The 17365-nt window shown below is 44.1% G+C and carries 14 protein-coding genes; 7 read left to right on the forward strand and 7 right to left on the reverse strand.

What is annotated here, in order from left to right:
• Window positions 1-43 precede the first annotated feature (43 nt).
• A complete protein-coding gene (locus tag ACE1CD_RS36430; protein ID WP_374827853.1) occupies window positions 44-2470 on the forward strand; it encodes a sucrose synthase in 2427 nt (808 codons plus the stop codon).
• Window positions 2471-2721: 251 nt separating this feature from the next.
• Window positions 2722-3132 carry a hypothetical protein gene (locus tag ACE1CD_RS36435; RefSeq protein WP_374791811.1) on the forward strand — a complete coding sequence of 137 codons (411 nt, stop codon included), beginning with the start codon at window positions 2722-2724 and terminating at the stop codon, window positions 3130-3132.
• Here ACE1CD_RS36435 and ACE1CD_RS36440 read toward each other — a convergent pair.
• The gene (locus tag ACE1CD_RS36440; RefSeq protein ID WP_374827855.1) at window positions 3119-4279 is read right to left on the reverse strand and encodes an RNA-guided endonuclease InsQ/TnpB family protein; all 1161 of its coding nucleotides are present in this window, start codon (window positions 4277-4279) and stop codon (window positions 3119-3121) included. The two genes, ACE1CD_RS36435 and ACE1CD_RS36440, sit on opposite strands and share 14 nt — an antisense overlap.
• 59 nt (window positions 4280-4338) lie before the next feature.
• Between ACE1CD_RS36440 and tnpA the strand changes: the two genes are divergently transcribed.
• On the forward strand, window positions 4339-4740 hold the full coding sequence (tnpA, locus tag ACE1CD_RS36445; RefSeq protein ID WP_374791807.1) for an IS200/IS605 family transposase: 402 nt from the start codon (window positions 4339-4341) through the stop codon (window positions 4738-4740).
• 39 nt (window positions 4741-4779) lie between these two features.
• Window positions 4780-5067, forward strand: coding sequence for a Coq4 family protein (locus ACE1CD_RS36450; RefSeq protein ID WP_374792014.1), 288 nt, complete (start codon window positions 4780-4782; stop codon window positions 5065-5067).
• Between the two features lie 72 nt (window positions 5068-5139).
• On the opposite strand, the gene ACE1CD_RS36455 is transcribed toward ACE1CD_RS36450, so the two are convergent.
• Window positions 5140-7311, reverse strand: a complete 2172-nt coding sequence (locus tag ACE1CD_RS36455) for a protein kinase (RefSeq protein ID WP_374791805.1) — start codon at window positions 7309-7311, stop codon at window positions 5140-5142.
• A gap of 163 nt (window positions 7312-7474) precedes the next feature.
• Window positions 7475-7744 (reverse strand): peptidoglycan-binding protein, encoded by a 270-nt coding sequence (locus ACE1CD_RS36460; protein WP_190469737.1) that lies wholly within the window; start codon window positions 7742-7744, stop codon window positions 7475-7477.
• A 364-nt stretch (window positions 7745-8108) separates the two neighbouring features.
• On the opposite strand from ACE1CD_RS36460, the gene ACE1CD_RS36465 reads away from it, so the two are divergent.
• Window positions 8109-8867 (forward strand): peptidylprolyl isomerase, encoded by a 759-nt coding sequence (locus ACE1CD_RS36465; RefSeq protein WP_374827856.1) that lies wholly within the window; start codon window positions 8109-8111, stop codon window positions 8865-8867.
• 169 nt (window positions 8868-9036) lie between these two features.
• On the opposite strand, the gene ACE1CD_RS36470 is transcribed toward ACE1CD_RS36465, so the two are convergent.
• Both ACE1CD_RS36470 and cax read right to left on the reverse strand, forming a co-directional pair.
• Window positions 9037-9324 carry a peptidoglycan-binding protein gene (locus tag ACE1CD_RS36470; RefSeq protein ID WP_374827858.1) on the reverse strand — a complete coding sequence of 96 codons (288 nt, stop codon included), beginning with the start codon at window positions 9322-9324 and terminating at the stop codon, window positions 9037-9039.
• 471 nt (window positions 9325-9795) lie between these two features.
• Complete coding sequence (gene cax / locus ACE1CD_RS36475) at window positions 9796-10917, reverse strand: calcium/proton exchanger (protein ID WP_374827860.1); 1122 nt, start codon at window positions 10915-10917, stop codon at window positions 9796-9798.
• 579 nt (window positions 10918-11496) lie between these two features.
• Between cax and ACE1CD_RS36480 the strand changes: the two genes are divergently transcribed.
• Complete coding sequence (locus ACE1CD_RS36480) at window positions 11497-14235, forward strand: DUF3536 domain-containing protein (protein ID WP_374827861.1); 2739 nt, start codon at window positions 11497-11499, stop codon at window positions 14233-14235.
• Window positions 14236-14637: 402 nt separating this feature from the next.
• Here the strand turns inward: ACE1CD_RS36480 and ACE1CD_RS36485 are convergent, their stop codons facing one another.
• A complete protein-coding gene (locus ACE1CD_RS36485) occupies window positions 14638-15510 on the reverse strand; it encodes an oxygenase MpaB family protein (protein WP_374827862.1) in 873 nt (290 codons plus the stop codon).
• A gap of 22 nt (window positions 15511-15532) precedes the next feature.
• Complete coding sequence (locus ACE1CD_RS36490) at window positions 15533-16018, reverse strand: DUF29 domain-containing protein (RefSeq protein ID WP_374791788.1); 486 nt, start codon at window positions 16016-16018, stop codon at window positions 15533-15535.
• 586 nt (window positions 16019-16604) lie between these two features.
• Between ACE1CD_RS36490 and ACE1CD_RS36495 the strand changes: the two genes are divergently transcribed.
• On the forward strand, window positions 16605-17282 hold the full coding sequence (locus ACE1CD_RS36495) for a hypothetical protein (RefSeq protein WP_374791786.1): 678 nt from the start codon (window positions 16605-16607) through the stop codon (window positions 17280-17282).
• Window positions 17283-17365: the final 83 nt, after the last annotated feature.

Genomic DNA, 17365 nt, shown 5'->3' on the forward strand with positions numbered 1-17365 from the left:
AAGTTGGTTGTAGGAAAAACAATCGTTTTTCAAGCGAGTTACCATGTCCGAACTTATCGAAGCTGTGATTGGCAGCGAAGAAAAAGGCGATCTGCGGGAGTTTGCCAGCTTTTTACGCCAGCAAGAAAAGCGTTACCTGCTGCGTAACGACATACTTACTGCTTTTTCTGAATATGCCACTAATCGCCAGAAACCAGAAAATTTTTACAAGTCTTCCCATTTAGAAAAATTAATTTATTACACGCAAGAGATTATTCGAGAAGATAGTAATCTCTATTTGATTATCCGTCCTAAGATTGCTTCTCAAGAAGTATATCGATTGACAGAAGACTTGGCAGTCGATCGCATAACCGTACAGGAGTTGCTGGATCTGCGGGATCGCTTCGTCAACCACTTCCATCCCCATGAAGGTGACTTGCTAGAACTGGATTTCGGGCCATTTTACGATTATTCGCCGACAATTCGCGACCCCAAAAATATCGGCAACGGTGTGCAATTACTCAACCGCTATTTATCTAGCAAACTGTTGCAAGAACCCGGACAATGGCAGGAAGCTTTGTTTAATTTCCTGCGCGTTCACACCTACAACGGTGTTCAATTGCTGATCGACGAACGCATTCGATCGCAGCAGCAGTTATCCGACAGGGTGAAAAAAGCTTTAACTTTTCTTAACGATTTACCTAACCACCAACCCTACGAAGAATTTCGGTTTGAACTGCAAACAATGGGTTTTGCACCCGGTTGGGGTAACACTGCGGGTCGGGTACGAGAAACGCTGGAAATGCTGGACGAATCGATCGATTCATCCGATCGTCAAACTCTGGAAGCATTCCTCTCTCGTATCCCGATGGTGTTTAAAATTGTTTTGGTGTCTCCTCACGGTTGGTTCGGTCAAGAAGGAGTTTTGGGACGACCCGACACAGGCGGTCAAGTAGTGTATGTTCTCGACCAAGCTAAAGGTTTAGAAAAACAACTGCAAGAAGACATCACCTTAGCTGGATTGGATGTCCTGAATATTCATCCAAAAGTAATTATTCTCACTCGTCTAATTCCTAACAGCGATGGTACTCGCTGCAACCAACGTCTGGAAAAAGTTTACGGTACTGAAAATGCCTGGATTTTGCGCGTACCATTCCGCGAATTCAATCCCAATATGACGAATAACTGGATATCGCGTTTTGAAATTTGGCCTTATCTGGAGACCTATGCTATAGATGCAGAAAAAGAACTGCTGGCAGAATTTCACGGTAGACCGGATTTGATTGTCGGTAACTATTCTGATGGGAATTTAGTGGCGTTTTTACTGGCGCGTCGTCTCAAGGTGACTCAGTGCAATATCGCTCACGCTTTAGAAAAATCTAAATACCTTTTTAGTAATCTTTACTGGCAAGAATCTGAGGAGGCATATCATTTTTCACTGCACTTTACCGCCGATTTGCTGGCGATGAATGCGGCGAACTTTATTATGACCAGCACTTACCAAGAAATTGTGGGAACGGCGGATAGTGTAGGTCAGTACGAGTCTTACAAGTGTTTTACGATGCCAGATTTATATCACGTTGTCAATGGGATTGAACTATTCAGTCCTAAGTTCAATGTGGTGGCACCTGGGGTAAATGAAAATGTGTATTTTCCCTATACTAGCCATGAAGATAGAATAGAGAGCGATCGCGATCGGCTGGAACAAATGTTGTTCGATCGCGAAGATCCAGTCCAGATATTTGGTAAACTGGAAGATACCCGCAAGCGTCCTCTCTTCTCAATGGCGCGACTCGATCGCATCAAAAATATGACTGGATTGGCGGAATGCTTCGGTAAAAGTAAAGAATTGCAAGCAGATTGTAACTTAATCTTAATCGCCGGGAAATTGCGCGTTGAGGAAACAACCGATCGCGAAGAACGCGCTGAAATCGAAAAGCTTTACCGCATTATTGACGAGTACAATTTGCATGGTAAAATTCGCTGGTTGGGGGTGCGCCTACCTAAAAGCGATTCTGGAGAAATTTACCGAATCATAGCCGATCGCCAGGGTATTTTTGTGCAACCAGCTTTGTTTGAAGCATTTGGTTTGACAATTTTGGAATCGATGATTTCAGGATTGCCAACTTTTGCCACCCAGTTTGGTGGCCCTTTGGAGATTATTCAAGATAAGGTTAATGGATTTTACATCAATCCAACCCACTTGGAGGAAACTGCTGAGAAAATTTTGGAATTTATTTCCAAATGCGATCGAGATCCTCACTACTGGCATGAAATTTCCCAGCGAGCTATCGATCGAGTATACAGCACCTACACCTGGAAAATTCACACGACTCGGCTGCTGTCCTTGGCGCGGATTTACGGTTTTTGGAACTTTACTTCTCAGGAAAACCGTGAGGATTTGTTGCGGTACATTGAATCGTTGTTTTATTTGTTGTTTAAACCAAGGGCACAACGTTTGCTAGAGCGCCAGTCCAGTAAAAGAGGTTGACAAAGGAATTAAGGTGTGTGTGCCTATATAAACCTCGGCTCCGGCGTTGCATTTGGATAAAAAACTGTTGCCGATCGCGATCGATTGTCGCCCAAATGCTTCGCCCCTACACAACAAAACCCGCTTTTTTAGTTTCTGGCAAACTACTTTAAATATGGCGATAAATAGACGCTTGTCAAACTGGTATTTCCGGATGGGATTGGGTTAGTACCGAATATAGAGTATTGGTACATACAAATTTGAGATTTTTTATGTTAGCACCAGAACTAAATCGGCAAATGCACCTTGACTATCTCATCGGTTTCAAGGGATTTATTACTTTTGCTATAGATCCCGGTCAAACTGATTCTGTTTTCGATATGGCGGAGGGGTTTCGCCATACCGAAACATATCAAAAATCGATGGAATATTTGAAGTCTATCCCTGAAGTTAAACCTCTCATTGACGAACGTTATATCGCCCAATCTCCAGATATAGAAGATCTGCTAAAACTACCCAAAGAATCTTTGGGTTACACCTATGCGTACAAAATGAAGGAGGCAAATTTCGATCCGGAATTTTATCGTAAGGTTAGGGTGGACAATGATTATACTTACTTAGCATTACGCATACTTGACATACTCCCCGGCGTGAACGCACGGGGATTCTTTACGCTTCAATGACTGATGCTACCGAGGTAGTCTTACTCTGTCTCGACGTACATTTAAGGTCGTGCCGATGCCCCATGCCGACCATTTCTATATTTACCGAGGCGTTATCATCTCGGTTCTGTTCTGTTCCGCAATTTAGGCAAAGTATAGAACGGATCGACAAATCGATTTTTCCCCATTTGTAACCACAATCAGAACAAATTTGACTGGTTGGTTCCCATCGACTGATAACTACAAACTTCCGTCCGTATTTCTCTGACTTTGCCTCAACTAAAATCCGGAATTCTCGCCATCCCTGTTGACTAATTGCACGAGAGAGCTTGCGGTTTTTAACCATCCCCGACACATTCAAGTCTTCCAGTACGATAGTTTGGTTTTCACTAACGACCTTGGTTGACAATTTGTGTAAAAAATCTTTACGGGGATCGGCTATCTGATTGTGCAGCTTGGCGATCTGAATACGGATTTTGTTTCTACGTCTAGAGTCTTTCTGTTGTCGTGCTAACTTCCTCTGAAGCTTGCGTATCTTACGGTCTAGCGTTTTGTAGTCAGGACTGAAAGCTTGATCGCCGTTACTCATCACAGCAAAAGTCTTAATACCTAAATCAATACCAATGCTTTGGTTCTTGGCATTAACATTGATTGGCTCAATATCGACGACAAAGCTTAAGAAATAACGGTTAGCACAGTCCTTAATAACAGTTACAGAGCTAGGATTCGCGGGTAGCTCTCTTGACCAAATAGGTTTTACAACACCTATCTTTGCCAGATAAACACCCTCACCTTTAATCGAAAAACCTCCAATCCGGAACCGTGCTGATTGTCTGTTAGTCCGTTTTTTAAACTTGGGATAACCAGCCTTTCTACCTTTTCTCTTGCCTTTACAGTCATCGAAAAAGTTCTTAAAAGCTATCTCTAAGTCGGCTACTGACTGCTGTAAGGGGATATTTGAAACTTCGCTCAACCACGCCCGACGCTCAGTCTGTTTTGCCTGAGTGATAACTATTTTTTGAAGTTCCGGAGATTTTGGTTTCTTCTGAGATTGTTTGCAGATAGCCAAAGCATCGTTATACACAACACGGACGCAACCGAACAACCGAGCTAAACTCTGTTGCTGTTGGTCTGTTGGATAAAATCGATACTGGTATCTAGCTTTCATTGCCCGTGTTAGAATTGGTCTATAACTTAATAACTTAATTATATATTGGTCTACACAAAATGACAACCCCATTCCGGAGAGAAAGACATAGCGTTACAGACCTTAAGATTCACTTGGTCTGCGTTACAAAATATCGGAAGGCTGTATTTACAGCTAAAAGCTTGGAAGTTATTAAAAAATCTTTCAATGAAGTATCAGAAAAGATGGATTTCAAAGTGCTTGAATTCAATGGAGAGTCCGACCACGTACACGCACTGATTGAGTTTCCACCAAAGCTATCTGTTTCACAAATTGTTAATGCACTCAAAGGTGTCTCTAGCCGCAGATACGGGCAAGCTGGGTACACCAAACCGCATAAAGAAGCTCTTTGGAGTCCCAGTTATTTCGCTATATCCGTTGGTGGCGCACCACTGGAGGTCTTAAAGGAATACATCAGGAATCAAGAAAAGCCGTCCTTTTAGGACGGGGCTTGTACCCAGTTTTTCGGTCAAACCTACGATATTTGGCACGCGATTACTGGTTTTGACACTGATGTATTCGGAGAAATCGGTTTGCAAGCATTTTATCTTGCTCAAACTCGCACACCTTTGTCGGTGGCGCTGATGGCGGGAGGAATTTTGAATACTCTGCTGAGATTTCCAGATGATTTGAGCGAGCTGATGAAAATTATCGATCGCGGCTATAACATGGGCTTAAAAGCGAAACCTCTGCTGGCGCAAAAGTGGGAGGAAAATTGGGAAAAACCTTTGTCACAGTGGAGAAGTGAGTTAGAAGTTGAAATTAATTAGAGACTGGTGATAGGGAAATTTTAAATTGCTGATTTGAGATTTCAGATTTAAGTTTAATTTGAAATTTCAAATCTAAAATTTTCCAGTTTCCAGTTGGGAAAGCGGCCAAATTTTGATTGTATTGTCATTGCTACCACTGGCGATAACTAAGTTCTGGGGACTAAAAGCAACAGCATCAACTGTATCTAAATGTCCGCTAAGTTTGTCAAGCAATATACCAGTAGTGACATCCCAAATTTTGATATTTGAGTCGCCACTGCTGGCGATTTTCTGGCCATCGGGACTAAATGCGATCGCCGTCACCGCATCTTCATGTCCGGTGAGAGTGTTTTGAATTTGACCGGTGATCAAATTCCACAGTTCGATCGTACCTTCTCCCGTACCGCTGACGAGAAGATTTCCATCAGGACTAAAAGCAAGCGATCGCACTCGTAAAGATTGTCCGGTTAAAGTTTGCTTTTTCTGACCGGAGATGGCGTCCCAAAGTTTAATAGTATTATCAAAACTGCCACTAGCAATAGTCTTTCCATCCGGACTGAAAGCAACAGCAAACACCCAGGAATAATGACCGTTTAGAGTTTTTCGCAACTCACCCGTTTTCGCATCCCAAAGTTTAATGCTATGGTCGTAACTACCGCTAACAATAGTTTGTCCGTCGGGACTGAATGCGACTGAAGACACCCAACCAGAATGACCGATAAGGGTATGCAGCAGCTTACCCGTACTAACGTCCCACAATTTAATAGTATTGTCGGCGCTGGCGCTAGCTAAAGTTTGGCCATCGGGACTGAATGCGATCGCATTTACTCCGCTTAAATGACCCCACAAAGTTCTGATTTGTTTACCATTGCTTATATCCCATAATTTGATAGTGCTATCACCGCTACCGCTGGCAAGGATTTCTCCATCAGGACTGAAGGCGATTCCATTTACCCTGCTTAAATGCCCTAACAATGTGTTGTAAGGGTTAGATAGGTGCGTTTCTGCCAGGTTATTTTTAATAGCATTATTTGCATTTGAACTAATCACCACAGGACTAGATTGCTTTTCTGCCGCAACTGCTGATTGGGATTTTTCTGAACCATTTGGCCTTCTTTGGTAGCTCCAATCTGGTGAGTTTGTGCTGAAATAATCATAAATTTGAGTGCCTGTAAACCCCAGCAGCAAAGTCGCATTAACTGCTAGAAATTCAGTGGCGAACTTTGGTAGCTTTTTATATCGCGACTTTTGAATTTTTGGTAAAGGTATTTTTTGGGATAGCCCCGGTAAGTTAGTTTGAATACCTCTACCTAATGTGTTAATTTTACTTGTCGATAAATGGCGCTCTATATTTTCAATATACTGTAAAATAATTTGCGTACTTGAAGGGCGGTTCCCCGGAAAAGGAGCCATCAAGTAATCAATAAAATCTGCTACTGGTTTTGTTACTTGAGGGGCATTTTTTCGCCACAACAATTCACCAGTGCGGGGATCTTCCAGAAAGTCGTTGGGAGGTTTACCTGTGAGCAAATAAACTAAGGTTCTGCCTAAAGCAAAAAAATCAGATTGGGGCACTGCTTTGCCATTTACTTGTTCCAGGGGTGTATAGCCTGTAGATATAATTCCCGTAACATTTTGTCCGCCACCGACTTTCGCCAAGTAAGTTCCTGAAATTTCTCTAGCAGTGCCAAAATCAATTAATACCAAATCGCCCCAAACTCTCTTACTAAGGAGAGCATGGGAGGAGCGCAGCATAATGTTAGATGGTTTGATATCTCGATGAAAATACTCTTGCTGATGTACCCGCTCCAAGATAATTACCAATTGTTTTAACCAGTCAACAGCTTGCGCTTGGATAATTGGTTGATAGTTCCTGGCTAAAAGCCATTCTTCTAAGTTACAGCCGTCAATTTTTTCCATCACCAAGCAATGTAGCGGCTCTTGACTGTTTCTGGGCAAAGTAAGAAAATAGGCATCGCGATCGACTTTGGGAATACCGGGATGGTCTAGCAAACTTAAAATCTCTGCTTCTCGTCGAAACAGGGAAACAGCCTTGGGATGGTTGTTAAACAACACTTTGAGAACTTTTGGCGTTGTTCCATCCAAGACCTCAAAGGTTTTGCTAAATCCACCTTCCCCCAGTGGACGTATAACTCGATAGCGCTCATGCAATAATATTTCCCAACCGCAGTGACGACAAATACGATTGGGAATATTTAACGGATCTGTAGGTTTTGGGCAATCGGGATTTAGGCAATAACTCACGGCGTTTAGATTACTCTAGTTTAGATAGTTAGCCTGTGACGATGCTAACCAAAGAAGCAATCCGCCACAATGGGTTAGTGCAACATTAATGCGATCGCCTGATTACATTCAACGCTCTCCAGGTATAGTTGTAGGGACAGCTTCACCGCCCAGCAGTTATTCCTCAACAAGATATACGACTTAACCCTAACCAAGTTTTGCTGTCAACAATGCCGTTAACCACCAACCCGTTATCTTTTTGGAAAGATTTTACCGCCGCCTCTGTCCGTAAGCCGTACACTCCATTGATGACATTGCTGTAGTAGTTCAGAGTAAAAAGGAGTCGCTGTACAATTTTGACGGCATCCCCGTAGCTACCGTAACGCAGAACCGGCAGAGTCTCTGTGGGACTTAGTTGAGCGCTCTTGGTTTCTAGCTTGATTACAGATTGCATGGTTTTGTTCGCAGAACTTTGCTTTAACATCTCCAAGATAATACTGAGTCCCAAGCTGTGTCAGTACCCAAATGGGTGATAATACGTAGATAGTAGCACAAATAACTCTTGTACGCAAGAGCGATCGTATGCTTAAAGTTATTTGCCATAAGCGTTTAGACAAATTATACTCTACCTCTTACGGAAAGCTTTTGGAATGGAATATTACTTAGCAAATATCAATATTTCAGCGTTATTACTGGTTTTTTCTTCACAAAGCTAACACTCAACTGCATCTCAAGGCCAAAAACCGGGTTTCTTTTGACAGCGATCGCATCAGTCAGAAGATAATATGTATGGGTAAATATAACAAAGTGGTTTTTTCATGACATCTCAACCATTCTTGACTGTTGACGAGCAACAGATTTCTTTAGCACAAGCCATCCAATATTTACAGATGTCTGGAAAACTACAGTCTTTCATCGGCGATATCCTCCGCCGATATATCTTAGATCGAGAACTGGAAACGCGATCGGACATCACTGTTGAGCAAACGCTAGTCGAGCAAGCAATAATTAATTTTCGATTACAGCGTCAGCTGACAGAACTGCATCGTTTTGAGGAATGGCTGGCTAACAATAACATTGATTACGTCTCTTTTAATAAACAAATAGCTTTTACTTTGAAGCTAGAAAAGCTAAAAAACGCGATTACACAGCCACAACTGGAAGAATACTTCCGCCAGCGCCAAATTTTTCTCGATCGAGTTTTCCTTTATCGCATTGTTGTTAAAGACCGCGAACTTGCGGAAAGCCTGTACAGCCAAATCCAAGCAGGAGCGAGTTTTGAGAAGCTAGCCAGAGAATATTCCATTACGGAGGATCGAATTCTCAACGGTATTATGGGGCCAGTCAGTCGCGGAGTATTGCCAGATACTATCAGAGCATCTGTTGATTCTGCCAATCCCGGTGACTCGATCGGGCCATTTGAAATTGAGGGAAATTGGTGTTTGTTTCGAGTCGAAGTATTTCTGCCAGCTTCTTTAGCAAACAGTCAGCTGCGGGAAACGCTACAAAATGAGATTTTTGAACTTTGGTTAACAGAAAAACTGAAAAATTTGAACGTCAAGCTTCAGACTGGCTAATGTTTAAATATTCTAAATTTAGCCAGCGTGGTAAGGCAGGCAACAGATAAAAAAGAACCAATAATTATAGATATCACTCGCTATAATTAGAGCAATATCTATAATTTAAAAATTTAGCTTTGCGAGCCAAATTTACAGGAATTTTTGGCGCTGAACTCTTTGCATTTGATTACAGTAACTCGCTAATCGCACGCCAAGTGTTTTTCCCTACAACTCCGTCAATAACCAAAACAGTGCTGGGATTTGGACTGGAGTTGTAGGCAATTTGGAAATCTTCTACAGCTTGCTTTGTGCGGGAGCCGAACTGTGCATCAAATGACCCGGTATAATAGCCATAACGGATCAGCAGCTGTTGCAGAAACCGGACAGCCTCACCTTTAGAACCGAGACGAAGTTCTGGCATATTGATACTGGCAGTTGCAGACTGGGTAGTAGCTTGCATGGTTGATTGTTCCATAAATTTGCGTTTCAACAATTTCAATGTAATGCTATCTACGATGTTGAGACAGTACCCAAGCAGGGTGATTTACAGCAGATTTCAAGTCAGTGATGTACTCATTTAAAAGAGTGGGGGAGCGGGAGATAATTCGTATTTTTCCCTTTTCCTTTCCCCCTTTTCCCTCTTCCCGACGTCCTAGCTATAAAAAAATAGCGATCGCTCAACGGATTGCGGGCGATCGCTAAAATATTTAGCCATGACTAGGAGGTTATATCGTATTTGTTAGCATCGCGATTGCGTAGGAGCAGATGCAATGACGCGGACAGCTTTGATAAAAACGACGCTAACTATTCCAAAGTAATATTGCCTGCTATGTACATACAGTACCCAAATGGGTGATTTTCTGCCAATAGGGTTGAGTTAAAAATAATTGTAGGTTGGCTTAACTTACCTCAAACCAACCTACAAGCTAACTAAACCGCATGGGATTTAGCCAATCCCTTCGATGACGGGATGGAAGTAGAAAGCTATCCCCAAAACAAGATAGGCTGCTAATAGGAGTGTGCCTTCCAGCCAATTAGATTGCCCATCGGAACTAATCGAATTGGCAATCAACACTGCCACCGCAACGGCCACCAATTCAAAGGGATTAAAATCTAAATCCATAGGTTTGTGCAGCACCCAACCAGCTAGAACTAAAAAGGGTGCAACAAACAAAGCGATTTGCAAACTAGAACCCACTGCTACCGAAACGGAAAGATCCATTTTATTTTTCATCGCCACAGTAACGGCGGTAGCGTGTTCGGCGGCGTTACCGATAATGGGAACCAAAATTACCCCAGTAAATAAAGCTGTTAGTCCCAGACGGGATGTTGCTTCTTCTAGAGTATCTACTAGCAGTTCCGACTCGATCGCCACCATCAGGGTACAGGCTAGCAGTACTCCCGACCACAACCATACATTTACTTCGTGTTGCGGCGGTTCATCGGGGGCGAGATTCGCTGCTGCTAACTCTTCCGGCTCCATTTCTGCCAAACCTGCATCGTAGAGATACGAGTGGGTTTTCATCGAAAACAGCAGGGTCAGACCGTAAACCAGGATTAGCACGATCGCCACCCAGTCAGAAAGATGCTGGATCGCGTCTTTTGCTACCCCTGTAGAGGTATAGTTCACGGCTGTCGGCAGTAACATAGCGATGACGGCTAAGTTCATCGCAGAAGCATTCGTGCGGGCGACGACCGGCTGAAATTCTTGCTCCTTGTAACGCAGACCTCCTAAAAACATAGAAAGTCCCATCACTAGCAGCAAGTTACCGATAATCGAACCGGTGATGCTAGCTTTGACTACATCGATCAAGCCGGCGTTGAGAGCGACAAGACCGATAATCAGTTCTGTGGCGTTGCCGAAGGTGGCGTTGAGAAGCCCTCCCAGCGATGGGCCAAGGACTATGGCGATTTCTTCGGTTGCAGTACCCATCCAAGCAGCGAGGGGTACGATCGCCAGTGCCGATGTGATGAACACAGTTAGCGATCCCCAATGCAGGAAGTGTGCGGCCAGCGAAATCGGAATGAACAGCAATAAGGCCAGGAATATACTGTCTTTGTTCAGCATTAAATTATGCGTGTTTTTCTGGTTGAGTCCCGCCTGGAGTTGAAACGCATCCTTTCCAGACAGTGCAGGAATAGTCAGACTCTAGAATACTCGCTTCCCAGGTTTTGTGCAGAGGGGCAAAAATACACTTCTTTAGTTTTTAGTATGCCGATCCTTGGGAGCGGGGGAGCGGGGGAGAAAATGTTCGCGAATGAACTTCTGCATAAAGATTCCAAAAGAACCAAAAATACCTTGTTTCCTATTTTTTAGTAGATAAATTAAGTAGTGTTGATTTTGTTAAATATTTTGCAGCAATCAGTACTGCGATCGCTCAACTTTAGTTAAATTCTGTAAAAGAACCCTTTCAGGAGTCTAGATTTTGCAGTTAAATCGAGAAAACTGCAAGAAAACCCCTCGCTTGGTAGATGTTTTTTGTTTTGATATCAAGCTTGGCGGCGCGGGTAATTTCTCATTAGTTACAGCACATCAACTGATAATTTCGCTCCCCACCCATAATTGAACCGACTTAGCTGGCTTGGATATTGTTTGAGCCAGTGGGAAGGCTGTGTGTAAGTTTATCGTTGCCAACAAAAGTGAATTATGACTGCATTTGCTGATATATCGGTTTCCGTTGAGGACGTAAAATCCACAAGCATTGCGCCGATTACGCCTCAAGAGGAGCAACAGCGCGATCGCCTTCAGAGTACGGGCGTTTTCGTCACCGTCCACGGGCATTTCTACCAGCCTCCCCGTGAGAACCCTTACTTGGATGCGATCGAACGTCAGCCTAGCGCGGCTCCTTTCCACGATTGGAACGAGCGCATTCACCACGAGTGCTATCGCCCGAATGCGTTTGCGCGGATATTGAACGATCGCGGCGAACTGGTGGGGATCGTCAATAACTATGAATTCATGAGCTTTAACATTGGGCCGACGCTGATGTCGTGGCTGGAACGCTACGATGTGGAGGTTTATCAGCGGATTTTGGAAGCCGATCGCAAGAGCGGCGAACGCCTGAACGGACATGGCAATGCGATCGCTCAAGTTTACAACCACATCATTATGCCACTCGCCAACAAGCGAGACAAACACACCCAAATTCGCTGGGGCAAAGAAGATTTCCGCTCTCGCTTCGGTCGCGATCCCGAAGGAATGTGGCTGGCAGAAACTGCCGTTGACTGCGAAACTATAGAAGCGCTGATTGACGAGGGAATTCGCTTCATTGTACTGGCTCCCTCGCAAGCGCAGCGCTGTCGCCCCATCACTACTCCCCGTCTGACAGGCGAAAGGCCGATCGACACAGAGATTTCCCTTGTCAGCACAGATATCCTATCTACCACCATCAGCAGGTTGCCAGCCCCACAACAACATCAAAAAGAAAGTGATTGGATCGAAGTGGCCGGCTCGCAGATCGATCCCACCCGCCCCTATCGCTGTTTTCTACCCGGTACTGATAGATACATCGATATCTTTTTCTACGATGGCCCGATTTCGCGGGATATGGGATTTGGCGAAGTTCTCAACAGTTCCCATAACTTCTCAGGGCGATTGGGGATGGCGATACATGGCGATAAGCGTCCCGCTCAATTAATTTCGGTCGCCACCGATGGAGAAACTTTCGGACACCACAAGCACGGTAAAGAAAAGTGTCTCGCCTACGCTTTCACGGAAGAATTTCCCCGACGCGGTTGGACGGTGACTAATTATGCCCATTACCTCAGCCTCAATCCGCCGACTTGGGAAGTAGAATTGAAGCCGGTGACAGCTTGGAGTTGTTCCCACGGGGTCGATCGCTGGCAAGATGATTGCGGTTGCGGTGCTGGTGGCGGTTGGCATTTGAAGTGGCGGCGTCCTTTGCGACAGGCGTTGGATTGGTTGCGCGATCGATTAATTGAGGTTTACGAAGAAAGTGGGCCGAAGTTTTTTGTCGATCCTTGGTTGGCGCGAGATGAGTATATCCAGGTGATACGCGATCGCACTCCTGCTAATGTTGAGCAATTTTTGGCACGTCATCGATCGCAGCAACTCAACCCCGCAGAACAAGTAGATGCCCTGCGCCTGCTGGAAATGCAGCGCCATGCCTTGCTGATGTACACCAGTTGCGGTTGGTTTTTTGAAGAACTCTCTCGTCCCGAAGGCGTGCAGATTCTCCGCTATGCCGCCCGCGCTTTGGAATTGGCGGGAGAAGTAGGTGGCGTGCAGTTGGAAAAAGAGTTTCTCGAACGCCTTGCCCTCGCTCCTAGCAATATAGATCGATTCCAAAATGGTGCGGAAATTTATCGGCAACTGGTAGTATCTGCCCAAGTTAGCTTTAAGCAGGTGGCAGCCCACTACGCGATTACTTCCCTATTTACCAATTACTCTCACGAAACCCGCGTTTATTGTTACTCCGCGCATCAGTTAGATTACCAGCTGCAAAGCATGGGGCCGCTAACTCTGGCGGTCGGGCAAGTGCGGATGGTATCGGAAATTACCTGGGAAAGCGTGCATCTGGTGTTTGCTGTTTTGCATTTGGGCGGTTGGGATTTCCACTGCTGCATTCAACCTTTCACGAGTCGCCGCGCTTACACTCAGTTGAAAGAGCAGCTGTTTGAGGCTTTGCAACAAGCTAGTGCGGCACAAACTATTCTGGCGATGAGCCAAGTGTTTGGGGATCAAAGTTTTAGCTTGCAGAACTTGTTTGCTGAAGAACGCCACCGGATCATGCAGCTGTTGAGTAAGGAAACACTGACTCGTCTGGATCAACTTTATACCCAAGTTTATCGGGATAATTTCGGTGTCTTGATGGCGTTCCACCGGGATGAGCTGTCGGTACCGCAAGAGTTGCAAGTTGCCGCCGAGATTGCGCTGAGTAATCGGGCGAGGATCGCTCTGCGCGATTTGGAATACGAATTGAGCGATTTGCCAGATGGGGAAGCGCATTTGGGTTTGGGCGAGCTGGTAGAATTGGAAGCGATCGCGACAGAAGCCAAAAATATGCGCTGCAACCTGAATGTCCGCGAAGGTAAGCAAACTTTGGAGCGGTTGATTTTGAAAGCGCTTTGGCATTTGTTGCACGACAGCAACCCAGCTACTTTGGAAACTGATGTGGAACGGATCGAACGGACGATCGATGTGGGCAATAGCCTCAATCTCGGCTTATCTGTCGAGCGGGCGCAAGAAGTATTTTGCTACTGCTTGCACAAATATATAGTGCCGCAGTGCTTGGTGGTTGATGTTAATTGGAAGCCAGAAAACGAAGGAGTTTGTCGTTGGGAATTATCCCAACTTCGTCCTCTGTTGCGGTTGGCTAAAAAGTTGGCAGTTGATGTCGATATTTGGTTACAGCAAGTATCGTAACGATTAGAAACCCGGTTTCTTGGAGAAACCGGGTTTCTGTGTTTAGCATTCGTAGGGTGCGTCAGAGATGGAAACGATCGTTTTTGGATCGGATAACGAAAGTCTGACGCACCATACAACCATTTAGACAACAAGTTGGGTTTCGTTCCTCAACCCAACCTACAATATTCGTAGGGTGCGTCAGGGATTGAAACGATCGCTTTTGTATCGCATAACGAAAGTCTGACGCACCGTACAACCATTTAGACAACAAGTTGGGTTTCGTTCCTCAACCCAACCTACAATATTCGTAGGGTGCGTCAGGGATTGAAACGATCGCTTTTGGATCGGATAACGAAAGTCTGACGCACCGTACAACCATTTAGACAACAAGTTGGGTTTCGTTCCTCAACCTACACCTATCTATCCATCTTGATTTTGCTTAAGCGACTCTAACATATGCGGCGGGCCTAAATCCTCTAACTGGTAGCCATTGGGATAGGAAATATTTGGAAAATCAGTATAGAAAGCAGGCTGTTTTTTTGATGGGAAAAGACGTAAGCCTTGACCTCGAATTTTTAGAATCATCGGTACTGCGGATTTGAGAAGTTGCGGCGGATCGGGAAAACCAAAAGCCGATCGCATTGTTTCATCTAGCATTGCATAAACAGCAGGCTCGATCGCCCATCTCAGAAAACTTGGAAACCAACTCAAGAAAAGGTCGCGGGTAGCTTCACCGACACGACGATTTGTGTCAGAATAGCGAAAGTTTTCGCGCTCGTAGTTGAGATTGTATAACTCAAATTCTTCATAGGTTTTGGGGATATTTTGAATCTGCATCCGCTCACCAACTTCGCGCCAAAAGTAATATGATGCTAAGCGTTCTGTTTCGCACATTTTCCGCCACCCAAAACGGTCAATCCAGCGGATAGGTTCGTAAATAAATGTTGAAAGCACATATAGGAAATCTTCATTGGCAATTTTGAATTTCCCGTGTATATTATTCATTCGCACAATCGCTGCGCGACCGCGATCGCTATCGTAGCCCCATTTCATAATTTCCGCTACCAGCAGTCCGGTATCGTCGTAACGTTTCTGAGTGCGGTGGCGAAATTCACCTGTTTTATCCAGCAAAGCAGAGATACTGGGAACGCAATATGTGCGGAAAAGGGCAATTTCTAAGGAACGGGTAATATCCCACGGAAATTCGTAGCCACTCATTAAATGTACAATTTGGCAACAATCTTTTACAGGGTCGAGCTGCTGAATTTGACGGAGGCGATCGTATCGACTCATAAGTTAGTTGGCTCTCACGTACTTAGTTTGGGTCATCCTCAAGTCGTTGACCTGGGAAGAATTGAAAATCCAATACCTGTTCTAAATTGTAAGGACATTCAGACGGAAAAATTTTGTAGCTTAAAGAGGTTTCCTGAACAGCCAAATCCAAGCCATCTTGGTAGGCTTTTTCTTTAGCTTCAGGTAAATAAGGTTTCAAACTGGGGTTTTCTTCTAGCAGTTCCAGAATCCGACGCCGCTGTGACCGAATCGTACCAAGCCAACTGTTCGATCGATTGCTTGGCTGAAACTCCCACTTGAGTAAATGCCCGAACAATATAGCCAAACGGTTTCTTAATTTTTGTCGCTCTTGCTTCCCCAAAGATTCAATCTCCTCTACCAAATTTGAGATATCTAAGTTGTCCCACATTCCATGTTGGAGAAATTTTGCTTGCTTTTGTGTCCAAGCGTAAAAATCTGTTTCGTAAAGTCCGTCGGTTTTGTTTAATTTGGATTGTGTTTGTGTCATAGCTTAAATTGATTTATGAATTTAAAATTGAATTACACGAGTCAAGCAATAGAATATTGTACAATTCTCATATACACAGTATAAAGCATGGTGCGCGAATTGGCTGTGTGCGATCGCTCAAATGCCCTTCAACCAGAAAGAGTAGATGAAGTGCGATCGGAGTATGATGTGAAAATTTAACGATCGCGTAACGGCTTCTGGGCAGCGATCGCAGTGAGTACGGATGAGGTTAACCGCTCTCTTCACGGTTTCTTCATCAACGAATTCAGCAATTTTACTTGCTTGAGTTGGTGAGAAACTCAGTAATTAATTTTTGGTAAAATCAGTGTTTTTTCTAATTGATTTACTTAGATATTAAAGGTTAACATTTTGCAAAATTAAAAGATTAGCTGCTCACTTGTGGTGAGGGCGATCGGATAGCTCCTTATATTGATGGCGCTTTTCTGTATGTGGTCGTCAAAATAGGGAAAGAAGTTCCAGGGTATAGGCTATTGGATGCCTAAATAGCTCGGTAGAAAGTTGCACTCTCATGTTGAGCGAAAAGAATAGAACTGGCTAGAGTAGTAGCTAGTTCAGAAGAATTGTTATGCGTAAATTCTTTCTTTTAGGTTTGGCTTTGGCTTTAGTTTTGGGAGGCGAGATGGCCAAAAGCGATGAGTCTCTTTTTACGTGGCCAGAAAATGAGATTGTTGAGAGGGTAGTTAACATGACATCGGGCGAATCTTTTAATAGCAATGCGGTTGTAGTTGATGGCGTTAGCTTTGAAACTTTAGTGCCGCAACTCGTATTGACTGTCCCAAATTCCCAACAGGAAACTAAGATTAATGTCGAGTTTGGTATCCGTATTACTAACAATACACCAACTCCTTTTCGGTTTAGTTCTTATCGTAAATTGACCCCAGAACTTGTGGGATCGGATGAGCGACCCATACAACTAACCTTTCTCCGTCGTAGACGCCTAGCACCTAAAGAATCTGATTTTCCCCTAGCTACGCCTGGAGAAAGCGTGACCTTTTTTCCAAATGCAAGACTTGTATGGAATAGGAGTGAGCAATTAAAACTTAGTATAGCCAACGGATGTGGTGGCTATTGGAGTTTTCAAGTTACCAATCCAGGAATTTATAAAATTCGGTTCATCTATAAAAACGAAAATATGGAGCAGACAATACACGATAAGGAAGAAAAACTGACAAACCGGAAATTAATACAAGGATTATGGACTGGTGAGGTGTTTACACCTTTTGTCAAATTTCGTCTTATATAGCTTTGGATTTACACCTTAATTATCGTTTATATTCGATTACCCAGTAGGTATTTTGAGCAAACTTAAGCGTTTGAAGGAGCTTA

This window comes from Aerosakkonema sp. BLCC-F183, assembly GCF_041929145.1.
Lineage (GTDB): Bacteria > Cyanobacteriota > Cyanobacteriia > Cyanobacteriales > Aerosakkonemataceae > Aerosakkonema.

Coding starts and splice junctions, on each gene's coding strand:
- ACE1CD_RS36435 (WP_374791811.1), top strand. CDS start 2,722: ATGTTAGCACCAGAACTAAATCGGCAAATGCACCTTGACTATCTCATC.
- ACE1CD_RS36470 (WP_374827858.1), bottom strand. CDS start 9,324: ATGGAACAATCAACCATGCAAGCTACTACCCAGTCTGCAACTGCCAGT.
- ACE1CD_RS36485 (WP_374827862.1), bottom strand. CDS start 15,510: ATGAGTCGATACGATCGCCTCCGTCAAATTCAGCAGCTCGACCCTGTA.
- ACE1CD_RS36490 (WP_374791788.1), bottom strand. CDS start 16,018: ATGACACAAACACAATCCAAATTAAACAAAACCGACGGACTTTACGAA.
- ACE1CD_RS36460 (WP_190469737.1), bottom strand. CDS start 7,744: ATGCAATCTGTAATCAAGCTAGAAACCAAGAGCGCTCAACTAAGTCCC.
- ACE1CD_RS36440 (WP_374827855.1), bottom strand. CDS start 4,279: ATGAAAGCTAGATACCAGTATCGATTTTATCCAACAGACCAACAGCAA.
- ACE1CD_RS36480 (WP_374827861.1), top strand. CDS start 11,497: ATGACTGCATTTGCTGATATATCGGTTTCCGTTGAGGACGTAAAATCC.
- tnpA (WP_374791807.1), top strand. CDS start 4,339: ATGACAACCCCATTCCGGAGAGAAAGACATAGCGTTACAGACCTTAAG.
- ACE1CD_RS36495 (WP_374791786.1), top strand. CDS start 16,605: ATGCGTAAATTCTTTCTTTTAGGTTTGGCTTTGGCTTTAGTTTTGGGA.
- ACE1CD_RS36430 (WP_374827853.1), top strand. CDS start 44: ATGTCCGAACTTATCGAAGCTGTGATTGGCAGCGAAGAAAAAGGCGAT.
- ACE1CD_RS36465 (WP_374827856.1), top strand. CDS start 8,109: ATGACATCTCAACCATTCTTGACTGTTGACGAGCAACAGATTTCTTTA.
- cax (WP_374827860.1), bottom strand. CDS start 10,917: ATGCTGAACAAAGACAGTATATTCCTGGCCTTATTGCTGTTCATTCCG.